Genomic DNA, 21,795 nt, shown 5'->3' with positions numbered 1-21,795 from the left:
GTTCTGAAGGAGTTCTCGCGCGATCCGCGCGAGAACTCCTTCAGAACGGAATGTGCTGCACGGTCACTCGGGGTACTCGTGCTCCGGGCCCGGGTAGCCGCCGGACTCCACGTCGGCGCGGAAGTCGGCGACCGCCCGGCCGAGCACGCCGCGCAGGTCCGCGTACTGCTTGACGAAGCGCGGCACCCGGCCGCCGCTGAGGCCGGCGAAGTCGGTCCACACCATCAGCTGCCCGTCGACGTGCGGCCCGGCGCCCACGCCGATCGTGGGGATGGTCAGCGCCTCGGTGACGCGGCGCGCGGCCTCCGACGGCACCATCTCGAGCACGACGGCGAAGGCGCCCGCGTCCTCGACGGCGAGCGCGTCGGCGAGCAGCTCGTCCGCCCCGGCGCCGCGCCCCTGCACGCGGTGGCCGCCGAGCCGGTGCTCGCTCTGCGGCGTGAAGCCGATGTGGGCCATGACGGGGATGCCCGCCTCCACGACGCGGGCGATCTGCGCCGCGCTGCGGCGGCCGCCCTCGAGCTTGACGGCGTGCGCGCCCGTCTCCTTCATGAACCGGATCGCGGTGCCGAGCGCCTGCTCCGCGCCGATCTCGTAGGAGCCGAACGGCAGGTCCGCGACGACGAAGGCGCGTCGCACGGAGGACGCGACGGCGCGGGCGAGGGGGAGCAGCTCCTCCGTCGTCACCGGCACCGTCGTGTCGTAGCCGAGCACGGTGTTGCCGGCGGAGTCGCCGACGAGGAGGAAGTCGATGCCCGCCTCGTCGAAGATCGCGGCGGTGTTCGTGTCGTAGCTGGTGAGGCCGGTGATGCGGATGCCGCGCTGCTTCGCCTCCAGGAAGTGCCGCGTCCGTACCTTCGCCCGAGGATCCGCCATGGCCGCGAGCGTAACCGCGCCGCCGAGGCGCCCGGTCAGCCGCGGACGGCGGCGCCCTGCACGACCCGCGCCGGCTCGAGCTCGCCGCGGGCGAAGCGGAACCCGACGTCCTCGAGCTGCAGCCGCGGCGGGGCGGCACGGCGCGCCGTGGCGCGCACGACCCGCGGGTCGTCGGCGAAGCTCCCGCCGCGCAGCACGCGGAACCGGTCGTCCTCCTCCGGGTCCGCGAGGTCCCAGCACCACTCCCAGACGCCGCCGAGCAGGTCGTGGAGGCCGAACGCGTTCGGCCGCTTCCGGCCGACCGGCTGCGGCGCGGCCAGCCCGTCGGCCGCGGTCCAGGCGATCTCGCCGAGCGGGGCGTACGTCGGCCCGGTCGTGCCGGCGCGGCACGCGAGCTCCCACTCCGCCTCCGTGGGCAGCCGGTAGCCGTCGGACTCGACGTCCCAGGCGACCTCGTCGCCGTCCATCCGGTAGGCGGGCTCGAGCCCCTCCCACTCCGACGCCGCGTTGCAGGCGCGGATCGCGCGCAGCCAGCTGATCGCGGTCGCCGGGCGGTCGCGGACCGTCGCCGGCAGGCCGAGCAGCTCGGCGAGCACGCCCTCGGTGACCGGTACCGGCGCGAGCTCGAACGGCTCCAGCTCCACGGGGCGGACGGAGCCGGGGGAGCGGAGCAGGCCGCCCGGCACGGTCACGAGCTCGAGGTCGGTCACCCGCCCGCCGGCGCTGCGCCGGGCGAGCGGCCCGTGGCGCTGCGGGGGTCGGACACGGTCGGTAGTTTAGGCGGAGCCCCGTCGGCACCGGCCGGGCCGCCGTCCAGAAGGAGACATCCCGCCGTGGTCGACAAGCAGCGCGATTTCGTGCTCCGCACGATCGAGGAGCGCGGCATCAAGTTCGTCCGCCTCTGGTTCACCGACGTCGTCGGCACCCTGAAGTCGGTCGCCATCGCGCCGGCGGAGGTGGAGGGCGCCTTCGCGGAGGGGATCGGCTTCGACGGCTCCGCCATCGAGGGCTACACCCGCTCCTACGAGGCGGACGTGCTCGCGATGCCGGACCCGGGCACGTTCCAGGTGCTGCCCTGGCGCGGGGAGATCGACCCGACCGCCCGCATGTTCTGCGACATCCTGACGCCGGACGGGCAGCCCGCCGCCGCCGATCCGCGCAACGTGCTGAAGCGGGCGCTCGCGAAGGCGAACGACGCCGGCTTCACCTTCTACACGCACCCCGAGATCGAGTTCTACCTGCTGAAGTCGAGCGCGATCGGGCCGGACGGGCCCGAGCCGGTCGACTCGGCGGGCTACTTCGACAACGTGCCCGGCGGGACCGCGCACGACTTCCGTCGCCGCAGCGTGCGGATGCTGGAGGACCTCGGCATCTCGGTCGAGTTCAGCCACCACGAGGCGGGCCCGGGCCAGAACGAGATCGACCTCCGCTACGCCGACGCGCTGACGACGGCGGACAACATCATGACCTTCCGCACGGTCATCAAGGAGGTGGCGATCGAGCAGGGCGTCTACGCGACGTTCATGCCGAAGCCCCTCTCCGGCCGGCCCGGCAGCGGCATGCACACGCACATGTCGCTGTTCGAGGGGGACGCGAACGCCTTCTTCTCCGCGAGCGGCGAGTACCACCTGTCGACGATCGGCCGCCGCTTCATCGCGGGCCTCCTCCGCCACGCGCCGGAGATCACCGCCGTGACGAACCAGTTCGTGAACTCCTACAAGCGGCTCTGGGGCGGCGACGAGGCGCCCAGCTACGTCTGCTGGGGCCACAACAACCGCTCCGCGCTCGTCCGCGTGCCGCTGTACAAGCCGACGAAGGGGCAGTCGTCCCGCGTCGAGTACCGCGCCATCGACTCCGCCGCGAACCCCTACCTCGCGTACGCCCTGATGCTCGCCGCCGGGCTGAAGGGCATCGAGGAGGGCTACGAGCTGCCGCCGGAGGCGGAGGACGACGTCTGGTCGCTGTCCGACGGCGAGCGCCGCGCGCTCGGCTACGACCCGCTGCCGACGAACCTCGACGCCGCGATCCGCCTGATGGAGGACTCCGAGCTCGTCGCCGACACGCTCGGCGAGCGCGTCTTCCGCTACGTGCTCGCGAACAAGCGGCGCGAGTGGGAGGCGTACCGGGCGCAGGTGACCCCGTATGAGCTCGCCAGCAACCTCGAGCTCCTCTGACGCGGCGCCGCCGCGCCGCGACCGCACCGGCCGCGCGATCGGCGGCGACGAGCTCCGCCTGACCGACCTGGCCCGGGCGGGGTTCAGCGACCTGACCTGCGCGCGGGCCGCGATCGAGGACCTCGCGGACCGCGTCGGCCTGCCGCGGACGACCGTCCTCGCCGCGTTCGACCGCCCGGTCGGCGCACCGGACGAGGCGCTGCAGGCGCTCGACCGCCTCGTCGAGAAGGCCCCGGAGGCGGTCGGCGCGCTGCTCGCCGAGCCCGCCGCCGCCCGCCGCACCGCGCTGGTGCTCGGGGCGTCGAGCGGCATCGCCGACTTCCTCCTCCGCCGGCCGGACGCGCTCGAGGTCCTGCAGCAGGCCGTGCCCGGGCCGCAGGCGCCCGAGGCGCTGCGGGAGGCGCTGCTCGCCTCCGTCGGCGCGGTCGACGGCGTCGCGGCGGTCACCGCGCACGAGGCGCGGCGCGCGCTCCGCGCCGCGTACCGGCGCGAGCTGACCCGGCTCGCCGCGTGGGACCTCGAGCAGCGCTCCGGCACGGCCGTGTTCGAGCGGGTCGCCGCCGCGCTGTCCGACCTCGCGGCCGCGGCGCTGGAGGCGGCGCTCGCGGTCGCCCGGGCGGAGGTCGCCGCGACCGGCGGCGCCGACCGCGTGCGCGCCGTCCCGCTCGCGGTGATCGGCATGGGCAAGGCGGGGGCCCGCGAGCTGAACTACGTCAGCGACGTCGACGTGATCTTCGTCACCGACCGGGTCGACCCCGAGTCGGACGTCGACCCGGTGCCGCTCGCGACCCGGCTCGCGATCGCGATGATGCGCGTCATCGACGACACGGACGTCGAGCCGTCGCTCTGGCAGGTGGACGCGAACCTCCGACCGGAGGGCCGCAACGGCGCCCTCGTGCGCACGCTCGCCTCCCACGTCGGCTACTACGAGCGCTGGGCGTCGGGATGGGAGTTCCAGGCGCTGCTGAAGGCGTGGCCGCTCGCGGGCGACCTCGACCTCGGCCGCCGGTACCTCGAGGCGGTGCGGCCGAAGGTGTGGCAGGCGTCCGGCCGGGGCGACTTCGTGCAGGACGTGCAGCGGATGCGGCAGCGGGTCGAGCAGCACATCCCGGCCGGGCAGACCGACCGGCAGCTGAAGCTCGGCCCCGGCGGCCTCCGGGACGTCGAGTTCACCGTGCAGCTGCTGCAGCTGGTCCACGGCCGGACCGACGACCGGGTGCACGCGCGCGCGACGCTGCCCGCGCTCCGGGCCCTCACCGAGCGCGGGTACGTCGGGCGGGTCGAGGCGGCGGAGTTCGGCGAGGACTACCGGGTGCTCCGGCTCGTCGAGCACCGGATCCAGCTGCGGCGGCTGCAGCGCACCCACCTCCTGCCCACGGACGACGCCGAGCTGCGCGTCGTCGCGCGGACGAGCGGGCTCGCGCCCGACGGGCCCGACCTCGTGGAGCGCATCGCGCGGGTCCGCGGCCGGGTGCGCGGGCTGCACCAGCGGCTCTTCTACCGGCCGCTGCTCACCGCCGTGAGCCGGCTGCCGGAGGACGAGCTGATGCTCACGCCGGAGGCCGCGACCGACCGCCTGGCGGGGATCGGCTTCCTCGACGCGCGCGGCGCGCTCGCCCACATCGCGGCGCTCACCTCCGGCGTCTCCCGGCGGGCGTCGATCCAGCGCACGCTGCTGCCCGTCCTGCTCCAGTGGTTCGCGGAGGGGCCCGCGCCCGACATGGGCCTGCTCGCGTTCCGCCGCCTCTCCGAGCGCCTCGGCGACACCGCCTGGTACCTGCGGATGCTCCGCGACTCGCCGACCGCGGCGCGGCGCCTCGCGACCGTCCTCTCCGAGTCGCGGTTCGTCGTCGGCCTGCTCGAGACGAACCCGGAGGCCGCGGTCTGGCTCGAGCGCGACGCCGACCTGAAGCCCCGCCCGCGGTCCGCGCTGCGGTCGGAGACGACGGCCACCGTCCTCCGGCACCCGGTCCGGGACGACGCGGCGGCGGCGCTGCGTCAGGCGCGGCGGAGGGAGGTGCTGCGGCTCGCCCTCGGAGCGCTGCTCGGCACGATCTCCGTCCAGGAGCTCGGGCCCGCGCTCGCCGACGTCACCACCGCGGTGCTCGCGGGCGCCGTCCGGTCCGTCCGCCGTGACGACGGGCCGTGGCCGGAGTTCGCGATCATCGCGATGGGCCGGTACGGGGGAGCCGAGCTCGGGTTCGGCTCCGACGCCGACGTCCTCGCCGTCTACCGGCCGATCGCGGGGATGCCGGACGACGTCGCGCAGAAGCAGGCGGCGACGCTCGTGGCCGAGGTGAAGCGGCTCACCACCGACCCGCGGCTGCCGCTCGACCTCGACTTCGACCTGCGGCCCGAGGGCCGCAACGGCCCGGTCGTCCGCTCGTTCCGGTCCTACGAGGCGTACTACGCCCGCTGGTCGCTGACGTGGGAGTCGCAGGCGCTGCTGCGCGCGCGCGGCGTCGCGGGGGACCGGACGCTCGTGGAGGACTTCGAGGCCCTCGCGGACCGCATGCGCTACCCGGCGTCGCTCGACGACGGCGCGGTCCGGGAGATCCGCCGCATCAAGGCGCGGATGGAGACCGAGCGCCTCCCGCGCGGCGTCGACCGGGAGCGCCACCTGAAGCTCGGGCCCGGCGGCCTGTCGGACGTCGAGTGGATCGTGCAGCTGCTGCAGCTCCAGGCCGGCGCGACCGTCCCGGGGCTCCGCACGCAGAGCACGCTGGACGCGCTCGACGCCGCCGTCGGAGCCGGCCTGATCGACCGGGACGACGCCGCGCAGCTCCGCGCCGCATGGGTGCTCGCGTCGCGCCTCCGCAGCGCGATCACGCTCTGGACGAACCGCACGTCCGACCTGCTGCCGACCGACCGCGGCGCCCTCGAGGGCATCGCCCGCATCCTCGAGTACCCGCCCGGCTCCGCCGCGCAGCTCGAGGACGACCTGCTGAAGGCCACGCGCCGCGCCCGCACGATCTTCGAGCGCCTCTTCACCTGACCCGGCCGGTGGTGGGGCCCTCCGCTGCAGATCCGGCCGAGCGCTCGAGGCGGATTGCAGCGGAGCGCCCCGCCAGGGCCGGGAACGACGGAGGCCGCCGCCCCGAAGGGCGACGGCCTCGCGTGCGTGCGGCTCGGATCAGACGCCGAAGTACAGCTCGTACTCGAACGGGTGCGGACGGGCCGCGAGCGGCTTGATCTCCTTCTCCCGCTTGTAGTCGATCCACGTCTCGATGACCTCGGGCGTGAACACGTTCCCCGCGGTCAGGTAGTCGTGGTCGGCCTCGAGCGCATCGAGCACCAGGTCGAGCGAGCCCGGCACCTGCGGGATGAGCTTCGCCTCCTCCGGGGGCAGCTCGTACAGGTCCTTGTCGACCGGCTCGTGCGGCTCGATGCGGTTCTGGATGCCGTCGATGCCCGCCATCAGCTGCGCGGCGAACGCGAGGTACGGGTTGCCGGAGGCGTCGGGCGCGCGGAACTCGATGCGCTTCGCCTTCGGGTTCGTGCCCGTGATCGGGATGCGGATCGCGGCGGAGCGGTTGCCGGCCGAGTACACCAGGTTCACCGGGGCCTCGTAGCCCGGGACGAGGCGGTGGTAGCTGTTCGTCGTCGGGTTCGTGAAGGCGAGCAGCGACGGCGCGTGCTTCAGGATGCCGCCGATGTACCAGCGCGCGATGTCCGAGAGCCCGCCGTAGCCGGCCTCGTCGTAGAACAGCGGCTGGCCGCCGTTCCAGAGCGACTGGTGGGTGTGCATGCCCGAGCCGTTGTCGCCGAACAGCGGCTTCGGCATGAAGGTCGCCGTCTTGCCCCACTGGCGGGCCGTGTTCTTGACGATGTACTTGAACTTCAGGATGTCGTCGGCCGCGTGCACGAGCGTGTCGAAGCGGTAGTTGATCTCGCCCTGGCCGGCGGTGCCGACCTCGTGGTGGGCGCGCTCGAGGATCAGGCCGGCCTCGATGAGCTTCAGCGAGATGTCGTCGCGGAGGTCCGCGTGCTGGTCGACCGGCGACACCGGGAAGTAGCCGCCCTTGTAGGGCGTCTTGTTCGCGAGGTTGCCGCCGATCTCCTCGCGGCCGGAGTTCCAGGCCGCCTCGCTCGAGTCGACCTTGTAGAAGCTCGAGCCCTGCGAGACCTCGTAGCGCACGTCGTCGAAGATGTAGAACTCGGCCTCGGGCGCGAAGAAGGCGGTGTCCGCGATGCCCGTCGTGGCGAGGTAGTTCTCGGCCTTGTGCGCGATCTGGCGCGGGTCCTTCGCGTAGATCTCGCCGTTGCGCGGGTTGTAGATGTCGAAGACGAGGATCAGCGTGCGCTCGACGCGGAACGGGTCGACGTAGGCCGTCGAGATGTCCGGAATCAGCTGCATGTCCGACTCGTGGATGTTCGCGAAGCCCCGGATGGAGGAGCCGTCGAACAGCTGGCCGACCGAGAAGAACTCCTCGTCGACGGTCGACGCCGGGATGTTGAAGTGCTGCTGCACACCCGGGAGGTCGGTGAACCGGATGTCGAGGAACTTGACGTCCGTGTCCTTGATGAACTTGATGACCTCGGACGAGTCCGTGAACGTGGGGGTGGGCATGCGGCTGTCGATCTCCTGCGCGTGGTCCGGGGAGGCGACTGCAGATGCAGTCGGTGACGACCCTACGGGGGGCGTCGTTTCGGCGAGGTCACCGGTTCGTTTCGCGGACGTTACGGCGGTCGCGGTCCGTCAGGGCGCGAGGGTCACCGACGGGTCGACGGGCGCCCCGGGATCGCCCTGGCCGAGCAGCGCGTACTCGGCCGCGACGATGCCGATCAGCAGGAAGCCGAGCAGCGCGAGCACGACGAGCGACCCGCCGAGCCCGCGGGCGGGGGCCCGGTAGGAGGCGGGCGCGACGGCACCGGGCGGCGGCGCGGCGAGCCCCGCGCGCTCGAGCGGGTCCATCGGCAGCGCCGCGAGCAGCACGTCCCGCGCGTCGGTCAGCGCGGCGAACGCCTCCCCGGCGGCGCGGCGGGTCTCCTCGTCGGCCTCGCCCTGCAGGTCGGGATGGGTGCGTCGTGCGGCGCGGAGGAAGGCGCGCTGCACCTCCTGCGCCGACGCGCCCTCCGGCACGCCGAGCAGCTCGGCCGCCGCCGAGCGCGATGCGGGACCGGCGGCGGTCACCGACGGACGGGGCGCGTCCTCGTCGGGTCGATGCCCTTCGGCACCGGCACGCCGCCGGCGAGGGACTCGAGCCGGTTGCTGACGGCCAGCACCTCCGCGCGCGTCAGCTTGGGCTTCAGGCGGGCGAGGCTGCGGTTGATCTGCCCGAGACGGATCGACCCCTCGTCGCCGCCGACGCGGAGCACGGAGATCGGCGTGTTCGGGGCGACCCGGAGGACCTTCCGGCGCTCCTCGTCGACGAGGCGCTGCGTACGGCCCTTCGGCCCCTCCGCGATCAGCACGACGCCGGGGCGGCCGACCGCGCGGTAGACCGCGTCGCGGGACCGCGGGCTGACCGCGACGGGGATCTCGCTGCCGCGCCAGCCGCGGCGGAGCGTGGCACGCAGCACCGCGCCCACCGCGCCCTGCTGGCCCTCCATGCGGGCGTAGGCGGCGCGCTCTGCGCGACGGTTCATCACGATGAGCGCGGCGAGGAAGCCCGCGGCGACGCCCACGACGACCCAGAGGATCGCGCCGAGCACCGAGCCGGCCGCGACGAACGCGAGCACGATCCCGACGAGGACGGGCACGAGGAAGGCGAGCAGCATCCACCAGACGAGGGTGGGGTCGACCTTCCGGGTCATCGTGAAGACGTCGAGGAGCTGTCGGACTCGACCCGGCTCCCGGGCCGGGCGACCGGTGGATCGGGCCATGAGAGCAGCGTATCCGCTCCTCCCCAGGCCGAGGCGGGCGGAGGGGCGTGGCGGAGGAGCATGCTCCCCGCCGTGACCGACACCGCGACCGACGTCGCCGCCGTCGAGCTCCGGCTCCGCCCCGACCGCACCGACCGCCTCGAGGCGCTGCTCGTGGGCGCCGGAGCGCACCTGACCCCGGTCCTCGACGTCGGCACCGCGCCGAACGGCGACCTCGTCGTGCTCGTGCCGGCACCGGCGGCGCGGCTGCCGGAGCTGCTCGCCGCCCCGGGCGGGCTGCCGACGGGGGAGGCGGTGACGGTCCTCGTCCCGCTGGCCCAGTCGCTCGCGCGCCTGCACGGCGCCGGCGTCGCGCACGGCGGGGTCCGGGCCGACGCCGTGCTGCTCGACGCGGAGGGGAGCCCGTCCTGGTCCGCACCGCTCGCGCCCGCGCTGCTGCGGCGCGTCGGACCGGAGGCGTTCGCCGCACGGCGCAGGGACGACGTGGCCGCGTTCCGGCTGCTCGGGACGGCGCTGCTCGCCCCGACGGGTGCGCCCTTCCCGGAGGGGGACGACCTCCTCGCCCTCGCGGCAGCGCTCTACGCCCTCGCGCCCGCGGTGCCCGTGCGGCTGCGGCGGCCCGTCGAGCCGGTCCTGCCGATCGGTGCGGCGCTGCCCGCGCGGCTGGTCCCGGCGTCGCCCGGGCAGCATCCGCCGGGCGGTCCGGGGGAGTCCGCCGCCCTGCGCGTCCGTCGCGCGCTCGGGGCCGTGCGCCCCAGGGCCTGGCTCGCGCTCGGCGGCGCCGCGGTCCTGCTGGTCGTCGCGGTGGTCCTCCTGCCGGCGGGTGCGGCGCCGGCTGCTCCGGCCGCGTCGTCCCCGCTCTCGGCGCGTCCGGCGCCGTCCGGCACGGCGGTCCGGCCGACGGCGACGCCCCGCGCCGGGACGACCCGCGCCGCCGCTCCGCGGTCGGCCGACGTCGGTCGCGAGGTCGAGCCGGCCGCGGCGCTCGACCGGCTGCTCGCCGCGCGCGACGACTGCCTGGCGCGGGGGAGCGAGGCGTGCCTCGACGCGGTCGACGCCCCGGGCTCGCCGGTCCTCGCGGCCGACCTCGCGGCGGTGCGGGCGGGCACCGCGGCCGCCCGGATCGAGCGGCGGGGGCTGCGGGTGACCGAGGGCGGCGGCACGGCGCTCGGCACGTCCGGGGACGGCACCGCGCTGGCCGTCCGGCTGCCGAACGGCTGGAGGCTCCGCGACGTCGTCGCGGAGCCTCCAGGGTGACCTCGGACCGAGGCCGGGTGCGGGTCAGATGCCGAGCGAGCCCCGGAAGTCGCCGCCCTCGAGGCGCTGCTTCACCGCGGTGAGGAAGCGGGCCGCGTCGGCGCCGTCCACGATGCGGTGGTCGTAGCTGAGCGCGAGGTAGACCGTGGAGCGGATCGCGATCGACTCGCCGCCGTCGGCCGTCGGGACGATCGCCGGCTTCTTCACGACCGCGCCGGTGCCGAGGATCGCGACCTGCGGCAGGAACACGAGCGGGGTGTCGAACAGCGCGCCGCGCGACCCCGTGTTGGTCAGCGTGAACGTGCCGCCGGCCAGCTCGTCCGGCTTCAGCTTGTTGTCGCGCGTGCGGCTCGCGAGGTCGGCGATCTGGCCCGCGAGGTCGGCGATCGAGCGGCCGCCCGCGTTCCGGATGACCGGGGTGAGCAGGCCGCGCTCGGTGTCGACCGCGATCGAGACGTTCTCCGTGTCCGGGTAGACGATCGAGTCGCCGTCGACGGTCGCGTTGATGATCGGGTGCTGCTGCAGCGCCTCGACCGCCGCGAGGGCGAAGAACGGCAGGAACGACAGCTTCTGCCCGGTCTTGGCGAGGAACTCGTCCTTCACCGAGGCGCGGAGCCTGGCGACCGCCGTCACGTCGGCCTCCACGACCGTCGTGAGCTGTGCCGTCGACTGCATCGAGACGACCGCGCGCTCGGCGACGACCTTGCGGAGCCGCGACATCTTGACGGTCGTGCCGCGCAGCGGCGACGGCTCGACGGGCTTCGCCGGAGTCGCGGCGGGCGCCGACTCGGCGGCGGCCGGGGCCTGCGCCTCGGCGGCGGCGAGCACGTCCTCCTTGCGGATGCGGCCGCCGACCCCGGAGCCCTGGAGCTTCGACAGGTCGACCCCGCGGTCGTTCGCGAGCTTGCGGACGATCGGCGTGACGTAGGGCGCGGCGGCGTGGGCGCCCGCGGTCTCCGCCGGGGTGCTCGGCGCGGCGGCGGGAGCGCTCGGCGCCGGGGTCGGGGCGGGCGCGCTCTGCGCCGGCGCGCTCGGTGCCGGGGCGGCTGCGGGCTGGGCGGGCGTCGGCGGCGCGCTCGGCGCGGCGGCGGGCGCGGCGTCCCGGCCCGGCTCGACGTCCGTGGAGCTCGTCGCCTCCTGGGCGAGCGGCGGCTGCGAGCCGCTCGCCTGCTGGGAGGGGGCCGGCTCGGACGAGGCGGCGGGCTGGGCCACCTCCTGCTCCGGCGTGGGCTCCGTGTAGGAGGTGCCGGCGTCGGCGTCCTCCTCCGGCTGCGCGTCCGAGACCTGCACGGGCGCGGGAGCGGGGTTCGACTCGATCGGGGCCTGGTCGGCCTCCTCGGGCTCCGGCGCGGCCTCGCTGCCGGTCGACCCCGAACCGGAGCCGTCGCCGATGCGCACGAGCGCGGCGCCGACCTCCACCGTCTCGTCCTCCTGGACGAGGATCTCCTCGATCACGCCCGCGATGGGCGACGGGATCTCGGTGTCGACCTTGTCGGTGGAGACCTCGAGCAGGGGCTCGTCGACCTCGACCGAGTCGCCGACCTGCTTCAGCCAGCGGGTCACCGTGCCCTCGGTGACGCTCTCCCCGAGCGCCGGAAGGGTGACGGACTCACTCATCGGATGGTTCCTTTCGGGCGGCGGCGGTGCCGTCGGACGTGGTGCGTGCGGTCAGAGGGCGTGGAGCGGCTTGCCGGCGAGCGCGAGGAACGCCTCGCCGAGGGCCTCGTACTGCGTCGGGTGCCCGTGGAGGTAGGGCGCGACGTCCTCGGGGTACGCCTCCCAGTTCACGACGAGCTGCGCCTCGCCGATCAGCTCGCCGACGCGGGAGCCGATCCCGTGCACGCCGACGACGGGCCCGTCCTTCACGCGGACGACCTTGATCGAGCCCGTGGTGCCGATGATCTCGCTGCGGGCGTTGCCGGCGAGGCTGTAGTCGTAGGCGACGACCGCGTCGCGGCCGTACTGCTCGACCGCCTTCGCCTCGGTGAGGCCGACCGACGCGACCTCCGGCTCCGAGTACGTGATGCGCGGGATGTTCACGTCGGAGACGATCGCCGGGTTGAGGCCCGCGATCTCCTCCGCGACGAAGATGCCCTGCTGGAAGCTGCGGTGCGCGAGCTGCAGGCCGAAGACGATGTCGCCGACCGCGTAGACGCCGGGCAGCGAGGTCTCGAGCCGGTCGTTCACGGTGACGAAGCCGCGGTCGATCGCGACGCCGGCCTCCTCGAACCCGTTGCCGGCCGTGGCCGGGCCGCGGCCGACGGCGACGAGCAGCAGCTCGGCCTCGATCGTCTTGCCGTCCTCGAGCGTCACGACGACGCCGGAGTCGTTCTGCGTGACCGACTGGAACCGCACGCCGAGGGAGTACTGGATGCCGCGGCGGCGGAACGCGCGCTCGAGCGCCTTCGACAGCACCTCCTCCTCGTTCGGGATGAGGTGGGGCAGCGCCTCGATGATCGTGACGTCGGCGCCGAAGGACTTCCAGACGCTCGCGAACTCGACGCCGATGACGCCGCCGCCGAGCACGGCGACCTTCTTCGGCACGAAGTCGAGGTCGAGCGCCTTCTCCGAGTCGATGACCCGGCCGCCGAGCTCGAGGCCCGGCAGGGAGCGGGAGTAGGACCCGGTCGCGAGGACGATCTTCTTGCCGGTGATCGTCGAGTCGCCGACGTGCACCTGCGTCGCGGAGGCGAGGTGGCCGTACCCGTCGATCGTGGTCACGCCGCGCGCCTTGAGCAGCGACTGCAGGCCCTTGAACTTCTTGGCGACGATGCCGGTGCGGTAGGCGGTGACGCCCGCGATGTCGACGGAGTCGAAGGTCGCGCGGATGCCGTAGTGCTCGGCGTCGTGCGCCGCGTCGGCGACCTCCGCGGCGTGGAGGAGGGCCTTGGTCGGGATGCAGCCGCGGTGGAGGCAGGTCCCGCCGACCTTGTCCTTCTCGATCACCGCGACCGACATGCCGAGTTCCGCTGCCCGCAGCGCGGCGGCGTAGCCGCCGCTCCCGCCGCCGAGGATGACGAGGTCGAAGGACTGGTCAGGCACGTCGTCGGTTCTCCCGTTCTGGTCGTTCGGACGACCGCGCAGGACCGCCCCGCCGATCGTGTCGGAGGCAGCGGAGCCCCGCCCGGAGCGCCCCTGGAACCCTACTCCCCGCCGCGTCGGGGAAGGCTCGGCGCCGCCCCCGTCGAGGCCATGTCCTCGAGCAGCGCGAGCAGCGTCCGGACCATCACGCCGGTGGGGCCCGAGCCTGTCGCGCCGTAGGCGGCGCCCTTGTTCTCGGCCGTGCCGGCGATGTCGAGGTGCACCCACGGGACGGGCGAGCCGTCCTCGCGCTCGGGCACGAACTCCTTGAGGAACTGACCCGCGACGAGCGCGCCGCCCGCGGTGCTGCCGATCTTCACGTTCGCGATGTCGGCGACGTCGGAGCTGAGGACGGCCCGCAGCTCCTCGGGCAGCGGGAGGTGCCAGAGCAGCTCGCCGGCGCGCTCGGCGGCGGCCCGGGTGCGGGCGACGAGGTCGTCGTCGCCCATCGCCCCCGAGTACCGGGTGCCGAGCGCGCTGATGACGGCGCCGGTGAGCGTCGCGACGTCGAGGATCGCGTCGGGGTGCTCCTCGCCGGCGATCACGAGACCGTCCGCCATGACGAGTCGCCCCTCCGCGTCGGTGTTCAGCACCTCGACGGTGCGGCCGCCGCGGATGCGCAGCACGTCGTTCGGGCGGATCGCGCTGCCGGACGGGAGGTTCTCGGCGATGCACAGCCACGCCGTCACCGCGATCGGGAGGCGCAGGCGAGCGGCCGCGGTCACGACGGCGAGCACGGTCGCGGCGCCGGTCATGTCGTACTTCATGCCGACCATGGACGCGCCGGGCTTCAGCGACAGGCCGCCCGAGTCGAAGGTGATGCCCTTGCCGACGAGCGCGACCGAGGCGGCGGGGGAGTCGGGCTCCCACCCGACGCGGACCAGGCGCGGCGGGCGCACCGAGCCGGCGCCGACGCCGAGGATGCCGCCGAAGCCGCCCTCCTCCAGCGCGGCCTCGTCCCAGACCCGGGCGATCGCGCCGGCCTCCTCGGCGGCCTGCACGGCGCGGTCCGCGAGCACGGCCGGCGGCTGGTCGTTCGGCGGCGCGTTCACGAGGTCCTTGACGAGCGCGACGGCGTCGGCCAGCACGGTCGCGCGGCGGACGGCGGCCTCCGCCTCGGCGGCGCCGAGCACGATCACGCGCTCCACCGGCGGCTTCTGGCCGGCGAGGCTCTTCTCGCGGTAGGCGGTGTAGGCGTACGCGCCGAGGGCCGCGCCCTCGAGCACCGCGGCGAGCCCCTCGTCGTCCTCGGTCGGGAGGGCCAGCGCGACGGTCCCGACCCCGGCGAGGCGACGGACCGCGTTCGCGGCGGCGGCGCGGAGCCCGTCGGCGTCGAGGGCCTTGCCGACGCCGATCAGCAGGACCGAGCCGGCGGCGACGCCGGTGCCCGGCAGGCGCACCGCGTCGCCCACGGCGCCCATCACGCCGATCGCGGCGAGGTCGAGCCCGAGGTCGACGCCGACGGTCTCGGCGCCGCCCTCCGCGCTGCGGACCGGCACGACGAGGACGTCGGCCGCCGCGTCGGCGGGCGCGGCGGCGGAGACGAGGAGTTCGGGGGAGGCCATGCGGGGAGCCTAGGCAGGCGCGCCCGAGCGCCCGCACGGCTCCGGCGGGCGCACCTCGTCGTACCGGGCAGCGAGCACCTCGCCCTCGGCGCGGAAGCCGAGGTCGAGGAGCAGGTCGAGGTCGCGCGGCGCCTCGATGCGCTGCGCTCCCGCCTCGACGGCGCGGCGGCACGCCGCGATCGCGAGGTCCTCGGCCGCTGCGGGGTCCGACGTCCGCAGCTCCAGCAGCGCCACGCGGGCCGTCGAGCCGTCGAGCCGCGTCACCACCGCCTGCCCGACGAACCGCGACGCGAGGTCGCCGCGGTCGAGCTGCAGCCACGCGATCAGGTCCCCGGCCCGCACCGCCGCGCGACCGGCGCTCCCGTCGAGACCGTCGTCGTCGAGGTGCCGACCCGGGTCCGCGACCGGCTCGAGGTCGTCGGCGTCGCGACCGGCCACGACGACGGTCGAGCGGCCCGTCCGACGCGCCTGCTCGAGCGCGCGCTCCCGTGCCGAGGCCGACTGCTCGAGCGGCACGTCGCCGACGCACCACCCGGTGCGTCGCGGGGCGCGGTCCTCGAGCAGCACGACGTCGCCGTCGGGCGTGCGCGCGGCCCGGGACACGAAGCCCGTGTCGAGCTCCTCCATCAGCCGGAGGGAGAGCTCGTCGACGGCCTCGCGCGCCGTGAACCCGTCACCGATCGCGTCGCGGATCCAGCCGGGGAAGGGGATGCGCACGGCGTAGCGCTGCGGGTCGCGGCGCCAGTCGAACGCGACCCGGATCACCCCGTCGACCTCGACCTCGGCGTCGCGGAAGCGGAAGCCCTCGGTCACGGCGCCGGATCGGCTCCAGGCCTGCCGGAGCCGTCCCGCGACGGCCGCCGCGTCGGCGTGCTGCACCATCCGCACACCCTGGCACCGGCGGCCGCCGGGACGCCGGTCGAGCGGGGGTCGGCATCGCCCGGCGGCGTCCCCCCGGCTCGGTAGGATCGACCGATGCGCGAGCCGGAGGACCTGTACGAGCTCACGCCGGAGGCGGCGGACGTGCCGCAGGGCCTGCCGCTCGTCGCCGGGCTGACCGGCTTCGCGGACGCCGGGGCGGCCGTGCAGCAGCTCGGGGAGTACTTCTCGGACACCGTGTCGCCGGTCCCCGTCGCGGTCTTCGACGACGACGAGCTGCTCGACTACCGCGCCCGCCGCCCGGTCATCGAGTTCCACGAGGACCACATCGCCTCGTACACGCCCGCCTCCCTCGTGCTCAGCCTCTGCCGCGACGAGATCGGGCGGCCGTTCCTGCTGCTGACCGGGTACGAGCCGGACTTCCAGTGGAACCGCTTCGCGGCCGCGGTCCTCGGCCTGATCGACCGCTTCGGCGTCACGACGACCGTCTGGCTGCAGGGCATCCCGATGCCGGTGCCGCACACCCGGCCCATGCAGGTCACGGTGGGCGGCACGCGCCAGGACCTCATCGACACGATGAGCGCCTGGCGGCCGACGACCCGGGCGCCATCGAACGTGCTGCACCTCGTCGAGTTCCGCCTCGCGGAGCTCGGGCGCGACGTCGCGGAGTTCGTCCTCCTCGTGCCCCACTACCTCGCGGACACCGAGCTGCCGACCGCGGTCTCGAAGGGGCTGGAGGCCGTATCCGCGGCGACCGGCCTGCTGTTCCCGATCGACCCGGTGCGGGACCGCGCGCGCGACTTCCTCGCCCGGGTCGACGAGCAGGTCGCCGGCAACGAGGAGCTCGCGAACCTCGTGCGCACGCTCGAGCAGCGGCACGACGCCTACATGCAGGGCAACCCCGTGCGGTCGCCGCTGACGGACGACGAGGGCGAGGTCCCCACCGCGGACGAGCTCGCCGCGGAGCTGGAGAAGTTCCTCGCCATCCGGCGCGCCGACGACGACGAGGCGTGAGCGCGGCCGCACCCGGCCGTCGCGCCCGGCTCGTCCTCGCGGGCGCGGTCTTCGCGTACCTCTGCGCCGTCACGCAGCGGAGCACCCTCGGCGTCGCCGCCGTCGCGGCCGCCGACCGCTTCGACGTCTCCGCGGCGGCGCTGTCGAGCCTCGGCGTCGTCCAGCTGCTCGTCTACGCGCTCCTGCAGATCCCCGTCGGGGTGCTCGTCGACCGCTTCGGTCCGAAGGCGGTGATCGCCGTCGGCGCCGCGCTCATGATCGCCGGGCAGCTCACCGTCGCCGCGTCGGCGACGCTGCCGGCCGCGGTCCTCGGCCGCATGCTCGTCGGCGCGGGCGACGCCACGACGTTCGTCGCCGCGCTGCGGCTCGTCAACGCCTGGTTCCCGCCCCGCCGGGTGCCCGTGCTGAGCCAGTGGCTCGGCAACCTCGGGCAGCTCGGCCAGGTGCTGTCCGCCGTGCCCTTCGCGGCCGTCCTCGGCGTCGCGGGTTGGACCGGCGCATTCCTCGGCGCCGCCGGCCTCTCCGGCCTGGCGCTCGTCGTCGTGCTCGTGCTCCTCGTCGACTCGCCCGCGGGTGCGCGCGTGGGCCCCGTCGACCTCCGGAGCGCGCTCCGCGGCCTGCGTACGGCGATCGGGACGCGGGGCACCCGCCTCGGGTTCTGGGCGCACTTCGTGACGCAGTCGAGCGGCGTCGTCTTCGCGCTGCTCTGGGGCTACCCCTTCCTCGTCTCCGCGGTCGGGCTGCCGCGGCAGGAGGCGTCGGCGCTGCTGACCGTGCAGGTGCTCGCCGGCTTCCTGATCGGGCCGCTGCTCGGCAGCCTGACCGGCCGGTTCCCCCTGCGCCGCTCGAACCTCGTGCTGACGATCGTGCTCGGGCTCGGCGTCGCCTGGACGCTCGTGCTCGCCTGGCCGGGGCGCCCGCCGCTGGTCCTGCTCGTGCTGCTCGTCGTCGCGCTCGGCGTCGGCGGCCCCGGGTCGCAGATCGGCTTCGACTACGCCCGCACCTACAACGCGCCCGAGGGCCTGGGCGGCGCGAGCGGCTTCGTCAACGTCGGCGGCTTCACCGCGAGCTTCACGATGATGTTCCTGATCGGGGTGCTGCTCGACGCCCAGCACGGCTCCACCGGGGCGCCGCTCTACTCGCTCGCGGCCTTCAAGACGGCGCTCTCGGTGCAGTACGCGATCGTCGGCGGCGGCACGATCGCGTTCCTGCTGACCCGTCGGCTGGCCCGCCGCGACCTGCTGCGGGACGAGGGCGTGCGCGTCGGCCCGCTCTGGCGGGCGGTCCGCTCGAGGTCCGCCGCGCGCAGGACGGGGACGGGTTCCTCCGACACGCCGTGAGGCGTGTACAATTGTAGGTCTGCCGGGGCGCGAGCGGGAATGCCGGTGGTCCCGCCGCCGTTGAGCACGCTGTCGCCCGTCGGGGAGGGCGGCCCGAACCCGAACATCACCGCCCGGCGCCGACACCGGCGCACCGTCCTGAGGGGGCCACATGAGCACACCGACCGCAATCGTCGCGGACGAGGAGATCGAGCAGACGCCGACCGCGCCCGCCGCGAAGAAGACGGCCCGCAAGCCGGCTGCGAAGCCCGCGGCCAAGAAGGCCGCGAAGCCCGCGGCCACGAAGGCGAAGACCAAGGCCGCCGACGAGGACGCCGAGGAGACCGAGGTCGACGACGAGGACGTCGAGGTCCCCGCCGACGCCGAGGAGGAGGAGACCACCGACTCCGAGGAGACCGCGGAGACCCCGGAGGACTCCGAGGAGACGACCGAGGAGACGGCGACCGAGGAGGTCGCCGACGAGACGCCGATCGAGAAGGACGCGCCGCTGCCCACGGGCGCGCTGGTCCTGTCGATGTCCGACGAGGACGAGATCCCCGTCTACTCGACGGCGATCACCGGCGCCACGGCAGACCCGGTCAAGGACTACCTGAAGCAGATCGGCAAGGTCGCGCTGCTGAACGCGGCCGAAGAGGTCGAGCTCGCGATGCGCATCGAGGCGGGCCTGTTCGCCGAGGAGAAGCTCTCCACGGAGGGCGACAAGCTCGACAAGGAGCTGATCCGCGAGCTGAAGTGGGTCGCCCGCGACGGCCAGCGCGCGAAGAGCCATCTGCTCGGCGCGAACCTCCGCCTCGTCGTCTCGCTCGCCAAGCGCTACACGGGCCGCGGCATGCAGTTCCTGGACCTGATCCAGGAGGGCAACCTCGGTCTGATCCGCGCGGTCGAGAAGTTCGACTACACCAAGGGCTTCAAGTTCTCCACGTACGCGACGTGGTGGATCCGCCAGGCCATCACCCGCGCGATGGCGGACCAGGCCCGCACCATCCGCATCCCGGTGCACATGGTCGAGGTCATCAACAAGCTCGCCCGCGTCCAGCGGCAGATGCTGCAGGACCTGGGCCGCGAGCCCACGCCGGAGGAGCTGAGCCGCGAGCTCGACATGACCCCGGAGAAGGTCGTCGAGGTCCAGAAGTACGGCCGCGAGCCGATCTCCCTCCACACCCCGCTGGGCGAGGACGGCGACAGCGAGTTCGGCGACCTGATCGAGGACACCGAGGCCGTCGTGCCGGCGGACGCGGTGGGCTTCACGATGCTGCAGAAGCAGCTCGAGAGCCTGCTCGACTCCCTGTCCGAGCGCGAGGCCGGCGTGATCCGGATGCGCTTCGGCCTCGGCGACGGCATGCCGAAGACGCTCGACCAGATCGGCGACACGTTCGGCGTGACGCGCGAGCGGATCCGGCAGATCGAGTCGAAGACGATGGCGAAGCTGCGCCACCCGTCGCGCTCGCAGTCGCTCCGCGACTACCTCGAGTGAGTTCTCCCCGTTACGCCCCGGCCGTGCTCCTCGGCCGGGGCGTTCGGCTTGCCGCCCGCCTGCGGAAGGCGGGCGGCGGCTCGGCGGTGCCGGGCCTCGTGGTCAACCGCGTCGCGCCCGGCTTCCTCGGCGACGTGCTCTCCTCCTTCCCGGAGGGGCTCGTCGTCGTCTCGGGGTCGGCCGGCAAGTCGACGACGACGAAGATGCTCGTCGCGATCCTCGCGGCGCACGGGAAGCGGGTCTTCACGAACCCGTCGACCGCGAACATCACCCAGGGGCTGACGTCCGCGCTGCTCGAGCGCGCCTCGATCACCGGCCGCATCGACGCGGACCTCGCGGTGCTCGAGATGGACGAGGGCCACGGCGCCCGCCTCGCCGAGCGCTTCCGCGCCCGCCTCGTGCTCCTGACCAACGTGATGACGGACCAGATCGACCGCTTCCACGACGCGCAGCAGGTGCAGGCGATGCTCGCTCGCATCGCGGCGCGCGCCTCGGACGCGGTGGTGCTGAACGGCGACGACGCGCTGCTGACGGCGCTGGCGCCGAAGGCGGCGGTGGTGCCGTTCGGCGTGAGCGTCGACGTCCTCGCGGCCGCGCCGCGCGGGCTCGGCTACGCCGCGACGGCGCCGGAGCGGCTCGAGACCGGCACCCGCGTCGTCGACGTCCGGGGCCGGCAGGCGCGGATCGAGGTGCGCGGGGAGGCGCTGGCCGTCCGGCTGCCCGCGAAGGGCGTCCACTACGCGGTCGACGCCGCCGGCGCGCTCGCCGCGGCGGAGCAGCTGCTCGGCACGGCCTTCGACGCCCGGACCGCCGTCGCCGCGCTCGACGCGATGTCGCCCGTGTTCGGCCGCGGCGAGGTCGTCACCGTGCGGGGCCGGCAGGTGGAGTTCGTGCTCGTGCAGAACACCGCGAGCCTCCAGCTCAACGTCGACGAGCTCGACGAGGGGCTCGACCAGGTGCTCGTCGCCATGGGGTCCGACGTGCGGGACCCCTCCTACTTCTGGCCGGCCGACACCGCGCGGATCGGTCGCGCCCGCATCGTGTCCGGCTCGAAGGCCGACGAGGTCGCCCTGCAGCTGCTCTACCAGGGCGTCGCGGTCGACCGGATCGAGCCCGACCTCGGGCGCGCCCTCGACGACTTCCTCGCCCTGCCCGAGCCCGACCGGGGGATCAAGACGATCGTGTTCACTGCCGATTCCATGCGCCGCACCCGCAGCCACCTGGGGCTCGCCGGATGACCCCGTCGACGACCTCGGGGCCGCGCGGGGTGCTGGCGCTCTTCCCGGAGCTCACCGACGTGAACGGCGACGCCCAGAACGCGCTCGTGCTCGCGCGTCGGGCGGGCTGGGCCGGCCACCTCGACGTCGCCGTGGAGCGGCTCGCGGCGGGGGAGGCGCCGACCTCGACGCCGATCGCCGTCGTGCTCGGCTCGACGACCGACCCGGTGCTGCCGCGGCTCCTCGAGGCGCTGCGCGAGGTGCAGGACGACCTCGAGGGCTGGATCGAGGACGGCGTGCCGGTGCTCGCGGTCGGGACCGGCCTCGAGGCGCTGAGCCGCGGCATCGTGCTGCCCGAGGGCCGGCTCGACGGCCTCGGGCTGGTGCCCGCGGTCGCGGAGCCCCTGCCCTCCCGTGCGGCGGGGGACCTCGTCGTCCGGGCGGCGGAGGGCGACCTCGTCGGCTACGAGAACCACTCGCGGGGGCTCGTGCTCGACGCGGGCGTCGAGGCGCTCGGCGCCGTGTGGCGGGGGATCGGCGACGGGCGGGGCGCGGACGGCGTGCGCCACGGCTCCATCGTCGGCACGCGGATGCACGGCCCGGTGCTCGCGAAGAACCCGGCGCTCGCGGACGCGATCCTCGCCGGCGCCCTCGGCGGAACGGTCTCGGTGCGCGGGGAGACCGCCGCAGCCGCCGACGCGGCCGCGGCGCGCATCCGCACCGCGCTCCTCGCCTCCGCCTGATCGCGGGGACGCGAAGGGCCCGGGCGCGCGAACGCGGTCCCGGGCCCTTCGTGGAGCGGGTGGGAAGGCCTCAGGCCTTCGACTCCTGCAGGAGCCGGCTGGACTCGTCGTGCCAGCTCTGGGCGATGCCCGAGAGCTTCTCCTCGTACTTCTTGCCGTGGTGGGCGCAGAACAGCAGCTCGCCGCTGTCGAGCTGCACGCGGATGTACGCCTGAGCACCGCAGCTGTCGCAGCGGTCCAGCGCGGTGAGCGAGAACTGCGACTCCAGGGAGTCGAGGCCGCTGTGGTCGTTCGCGCGGGTCATGATGACCTCCTCTTGGCTTGCCGTGCCGGTACACCATGGTCGCAC

Annotated in this window: 18 protein-coding genes; 8 read left to right on the top strand and 10 right to left on the bottom strand. The window is 74.5% G+C overall.

The window, feature by feature from the left end; all coding sequences use genetic code 11:
* Positions 1 to 63: 63 nt before the first annotated feature.
* Positions 64 to 876 (bottom strand): 3-methyl-2-oxobutanoate hydroxymethyltransferase, encoded by an 813-nt coding sequence (gene panB / locus D1781_RS11475; protein WP_119482410.1) that lies wholly within the window; start codon positions 874 to 876, stop codon positions 64 to 66.
* A 35-nt stretch (positions 877 to 911) separates the two neighbouring features.
* Positions 912 to 1,586, bottom strand: coding sequence for a formylglycine-generating enzyme family protein (locus tag D1781_RS11470; protein ID WP_119482409.1), 675 nt, complete (start codon positions 1,584 to 1,586; stop codon positions 912 to 914).
* 123 nt (positions 1,587 to 1,709) lie between these two features.
* Between D1781_RS11470 and D1781_RS11465 the strand changes: the two genes are divergently transcribed.
* Entirely contained in the window at positions 1,710 to 3,050 is a 1,341-nt protein-coding gene (locus tag D1781_RS11465) for a glutamine synthetase family protein (protein WP_119482408.1), read from the top strand.
* Entirely contained in the window at positions 3,019 to 6,045 is a 3,027-nt protein-coding gene (locus D1781_RS11460) for a bifunctional [glutamine synthetase] adenylyltransferase/[glutamine synthetase]-adenylyl-L-tyrosine phosphorylase (protein ID WP_119482407.1), read from the top strand. The genes D1781_RS11465 and D1781_RS11460 overlap by 32 nt, the downstream gene beginning before the upstream one ends.
* A 138-nt stretch (positions 6,046 to 6,183) precedes the next feature.
* Here the strand turns inward: D1781_RS11460 and glnA are convergent, their stop codons facing one another.
* From glnA to D1781_RS11445, 3 genes are all read right to left on the bottom strand, one after another.
* Positions 6,184 to 7,620, bottom strand: a complete 1,437-nt coding sequence (gene glnA, locus D1781_RS11455; protein WP_119482406.1) for a type I glutamate--ammonia ligase — start codon at positions 7,618 to 7,620, stop codon at positions 6,184 to 6,186.
* A 129-nt stretch (positions 7,621 to 7,749) separates the two neighbouring features.
* The gene (locus tag D1781_RS11450; protein ID WP_119482405.1) at positions 7,750 to 8,184 is read right to left on the bottom strand and encodes a J domain-containing protein; all 435 of its coding nucleotides are present in this window, start codon (positions 8,182 to 8,184) and stop codon (positions 7,750 to 7,752) included.
* Complete coding sequence (locus tag D1781_RS11445) at positions 8,181 to 8,876, bottom strand: DUF4191 domain-containing protein (protein WP_119482404.1); 696 nt, start codon at positions 8,874 to 8,876, stop codon at positions 8,181 to 8,183. The genes D1781_RS11450 and D1781_RS11445 overlap by 4 nt, the downstream gene beginning before the upstream one ends.
* Before the next feature lie 72 nt (positions 8,877 to 8,948).
* Here D1781_RS11445 and D1781_RS11440 point away from each other — a divergent pair, with 72 nt between their 5' ends.
* Entirely contained in the window at positions 8,949 to 10,133 is a 1,185-nt protein-coding gene (locus tag D1781_RS11440) for a hypothetical protein (protein WP_147392082.1), read from the top strand.
* 24 nt (positions 10,134 to 10,157) lie between these two features.
* On the opposite strand, the gene sucB is transcribed toward D1781_RS11440, so the two are convergent.
* From sucB to D1781_RS11420, 4 genes are all read right to left on the bottom strand, one after another.
* Entirely contained in the window at positions 10,158 to 11,750 is a 1,593-nt protein-coding gene (gene sucB, locus D1781_RS11435) for a 2-oxoglutarate dehydrogenase, E2 component, dihydrolipoamide succinyltransferase (protein ID WP_119482402.1), read from the bottom strand.
* Between the two features lie 51 nt (positions 11,751 to 11,801).
* Positions 11,802 to 13,175: a dihydrolipoyl dehydrogenase gene (gene lpdA, locus D1781_RS11430; RefSeq protein WP_119482401.1), complete on the bottom strand. Its 1,374-nt coding sequence runs from the start codon at positions 13,173 to 13,175 to the stop codon at positions 11,802 to 11,804.
* A 101-nt stretch (positions 13,176 to 13,276) separates the two neighbouring features.
* Positions 13,277 to 14,779: a leucyl aminopeptidase gene (locus tag D1781_RS11425; RefSeq protein ID WP_119482400.1), complete on the bottom strand. Its 1,503-nt coding sequence runs from the start codon at positions 14,777 to 14,779 to the stop codon at positions 13,277 to 13,279.
* A 9-nt stretch (positions 14,780 to 14,788) separates the two neighbouring features.
* Positions 14,789 to 15,661, bottom strand: a complete 873-nt coding sequence (locus D1781_RS11420; RefSeq protein WP_119482399.1) for a hypothetical protein — start codon at positions 15,659 to 15,661, stop codon at positions 14,789 to 14,791.
* 93 nt (positions 15,662 to 15,754) lie between these two features.
* On the opposite strand from D1781_RS11420, the gene D1781_RS11415 reads away from it, so the two are divergent.
* From D1781_RS11415 to D1781_RS11395, 5 genes are all read left to right on the top strand, one after another.
* On the top strand, positions 15,755 to 16,672 hold the full coding sequence (locus D1781_RS11415; RefSeq protein WP_119482398.1) for a proteasome assembly chaperone family protein: 918 nt from the start codon (positions 15,755 to 15,757) through the stop codon (positions 16,670 to 16,672).
* On the top strand, positions 16,669 to 18,012 hold the full coding sequence (locus D1781_RS11410; RefSeq protein WP_119482397.1) for an MFS transporter: 1,344 nt from the start codon (positions 16,669 to 16,671) through the stop codon (positions 18,010 to 18,012). The genes D1781_RS11415 and D1781_RS11410 overlap by 4 nt, the downstream gene beginning before the upstream one ends.
* 151 nt (positions 18,013 to 18,163) lie before the next feature.
* On the top strand, positions 18,164 to 19,486 hold the full coding sequence (locus D1781_RS11405; RefSeq protein WP_119482396.1) for an RNA polymerase sigma factor: 1,323 nt from the start codon (positions 18,164 to 18,166) through the stop codon (positions 19,484 to 19,486).
* A gap of 23 nt (positions 19,487 to 19,509) precedes the next feature.
* Positions 19,510 to 20,724, top strand: coding sequence for a Mur ligase family protein (locus D1781_RS11400; RefSeq protein ID WP_119482395.1), 1,215 nt, complete (start codon positions 19,510 to 19,512; stop codon positions 20,722 to 20,724).
* Positions 20,721 to 21,446: a glutamine amidotransferase gene (locus D1781_RS11395; RefSeq protein ID WP_119482394.1), complete on the top strand. Its 726-nt coding sequence runs from the start codon at positions 20,721 to 20,723 to the stop codon at positions 21,444 to 21,446. Before D1781_RS11400 ends, D1781_RS11395 begins: the two co-directional genes overlap by 4 nt.
* 70 nt (positions 21,447 to 21,516) lie before the next feature.
* Here D1781_RS11395 and D1781_RS11390 read toward each other — a convergent pair whose 3' ends face one another.
* Positions 21,517 to 21,750 (bottom strand): DUF7455 domain-containing protein, encoded by a 234-nt coding sequence (locus tag D1781_RS11390; RefSeq protein WP_119482393.1) that lies wholly within the window; start codon positions 21,748 to 21,750, stop codon positions 21,517 to 21,519.
* Positions 21,751 to 21,795 lie beyond the last annotated feature (45 nt).

This window comes from Amnibacterium setariae, from assembly GCF_003581425.1.
GTDB classification, from domain to species: domain Bacteria; phylum Actinomycetota; class Actinomycetes; order Actinomycetales; family Microbacteriaceae; genus Amnibacterium; species Amnibacterium setariae.
The sequence above is the reverse complement of the archived record's forward strand: the minus strand, read 5'-3'. Positions and strand labels throughout refer to the sequence as shown.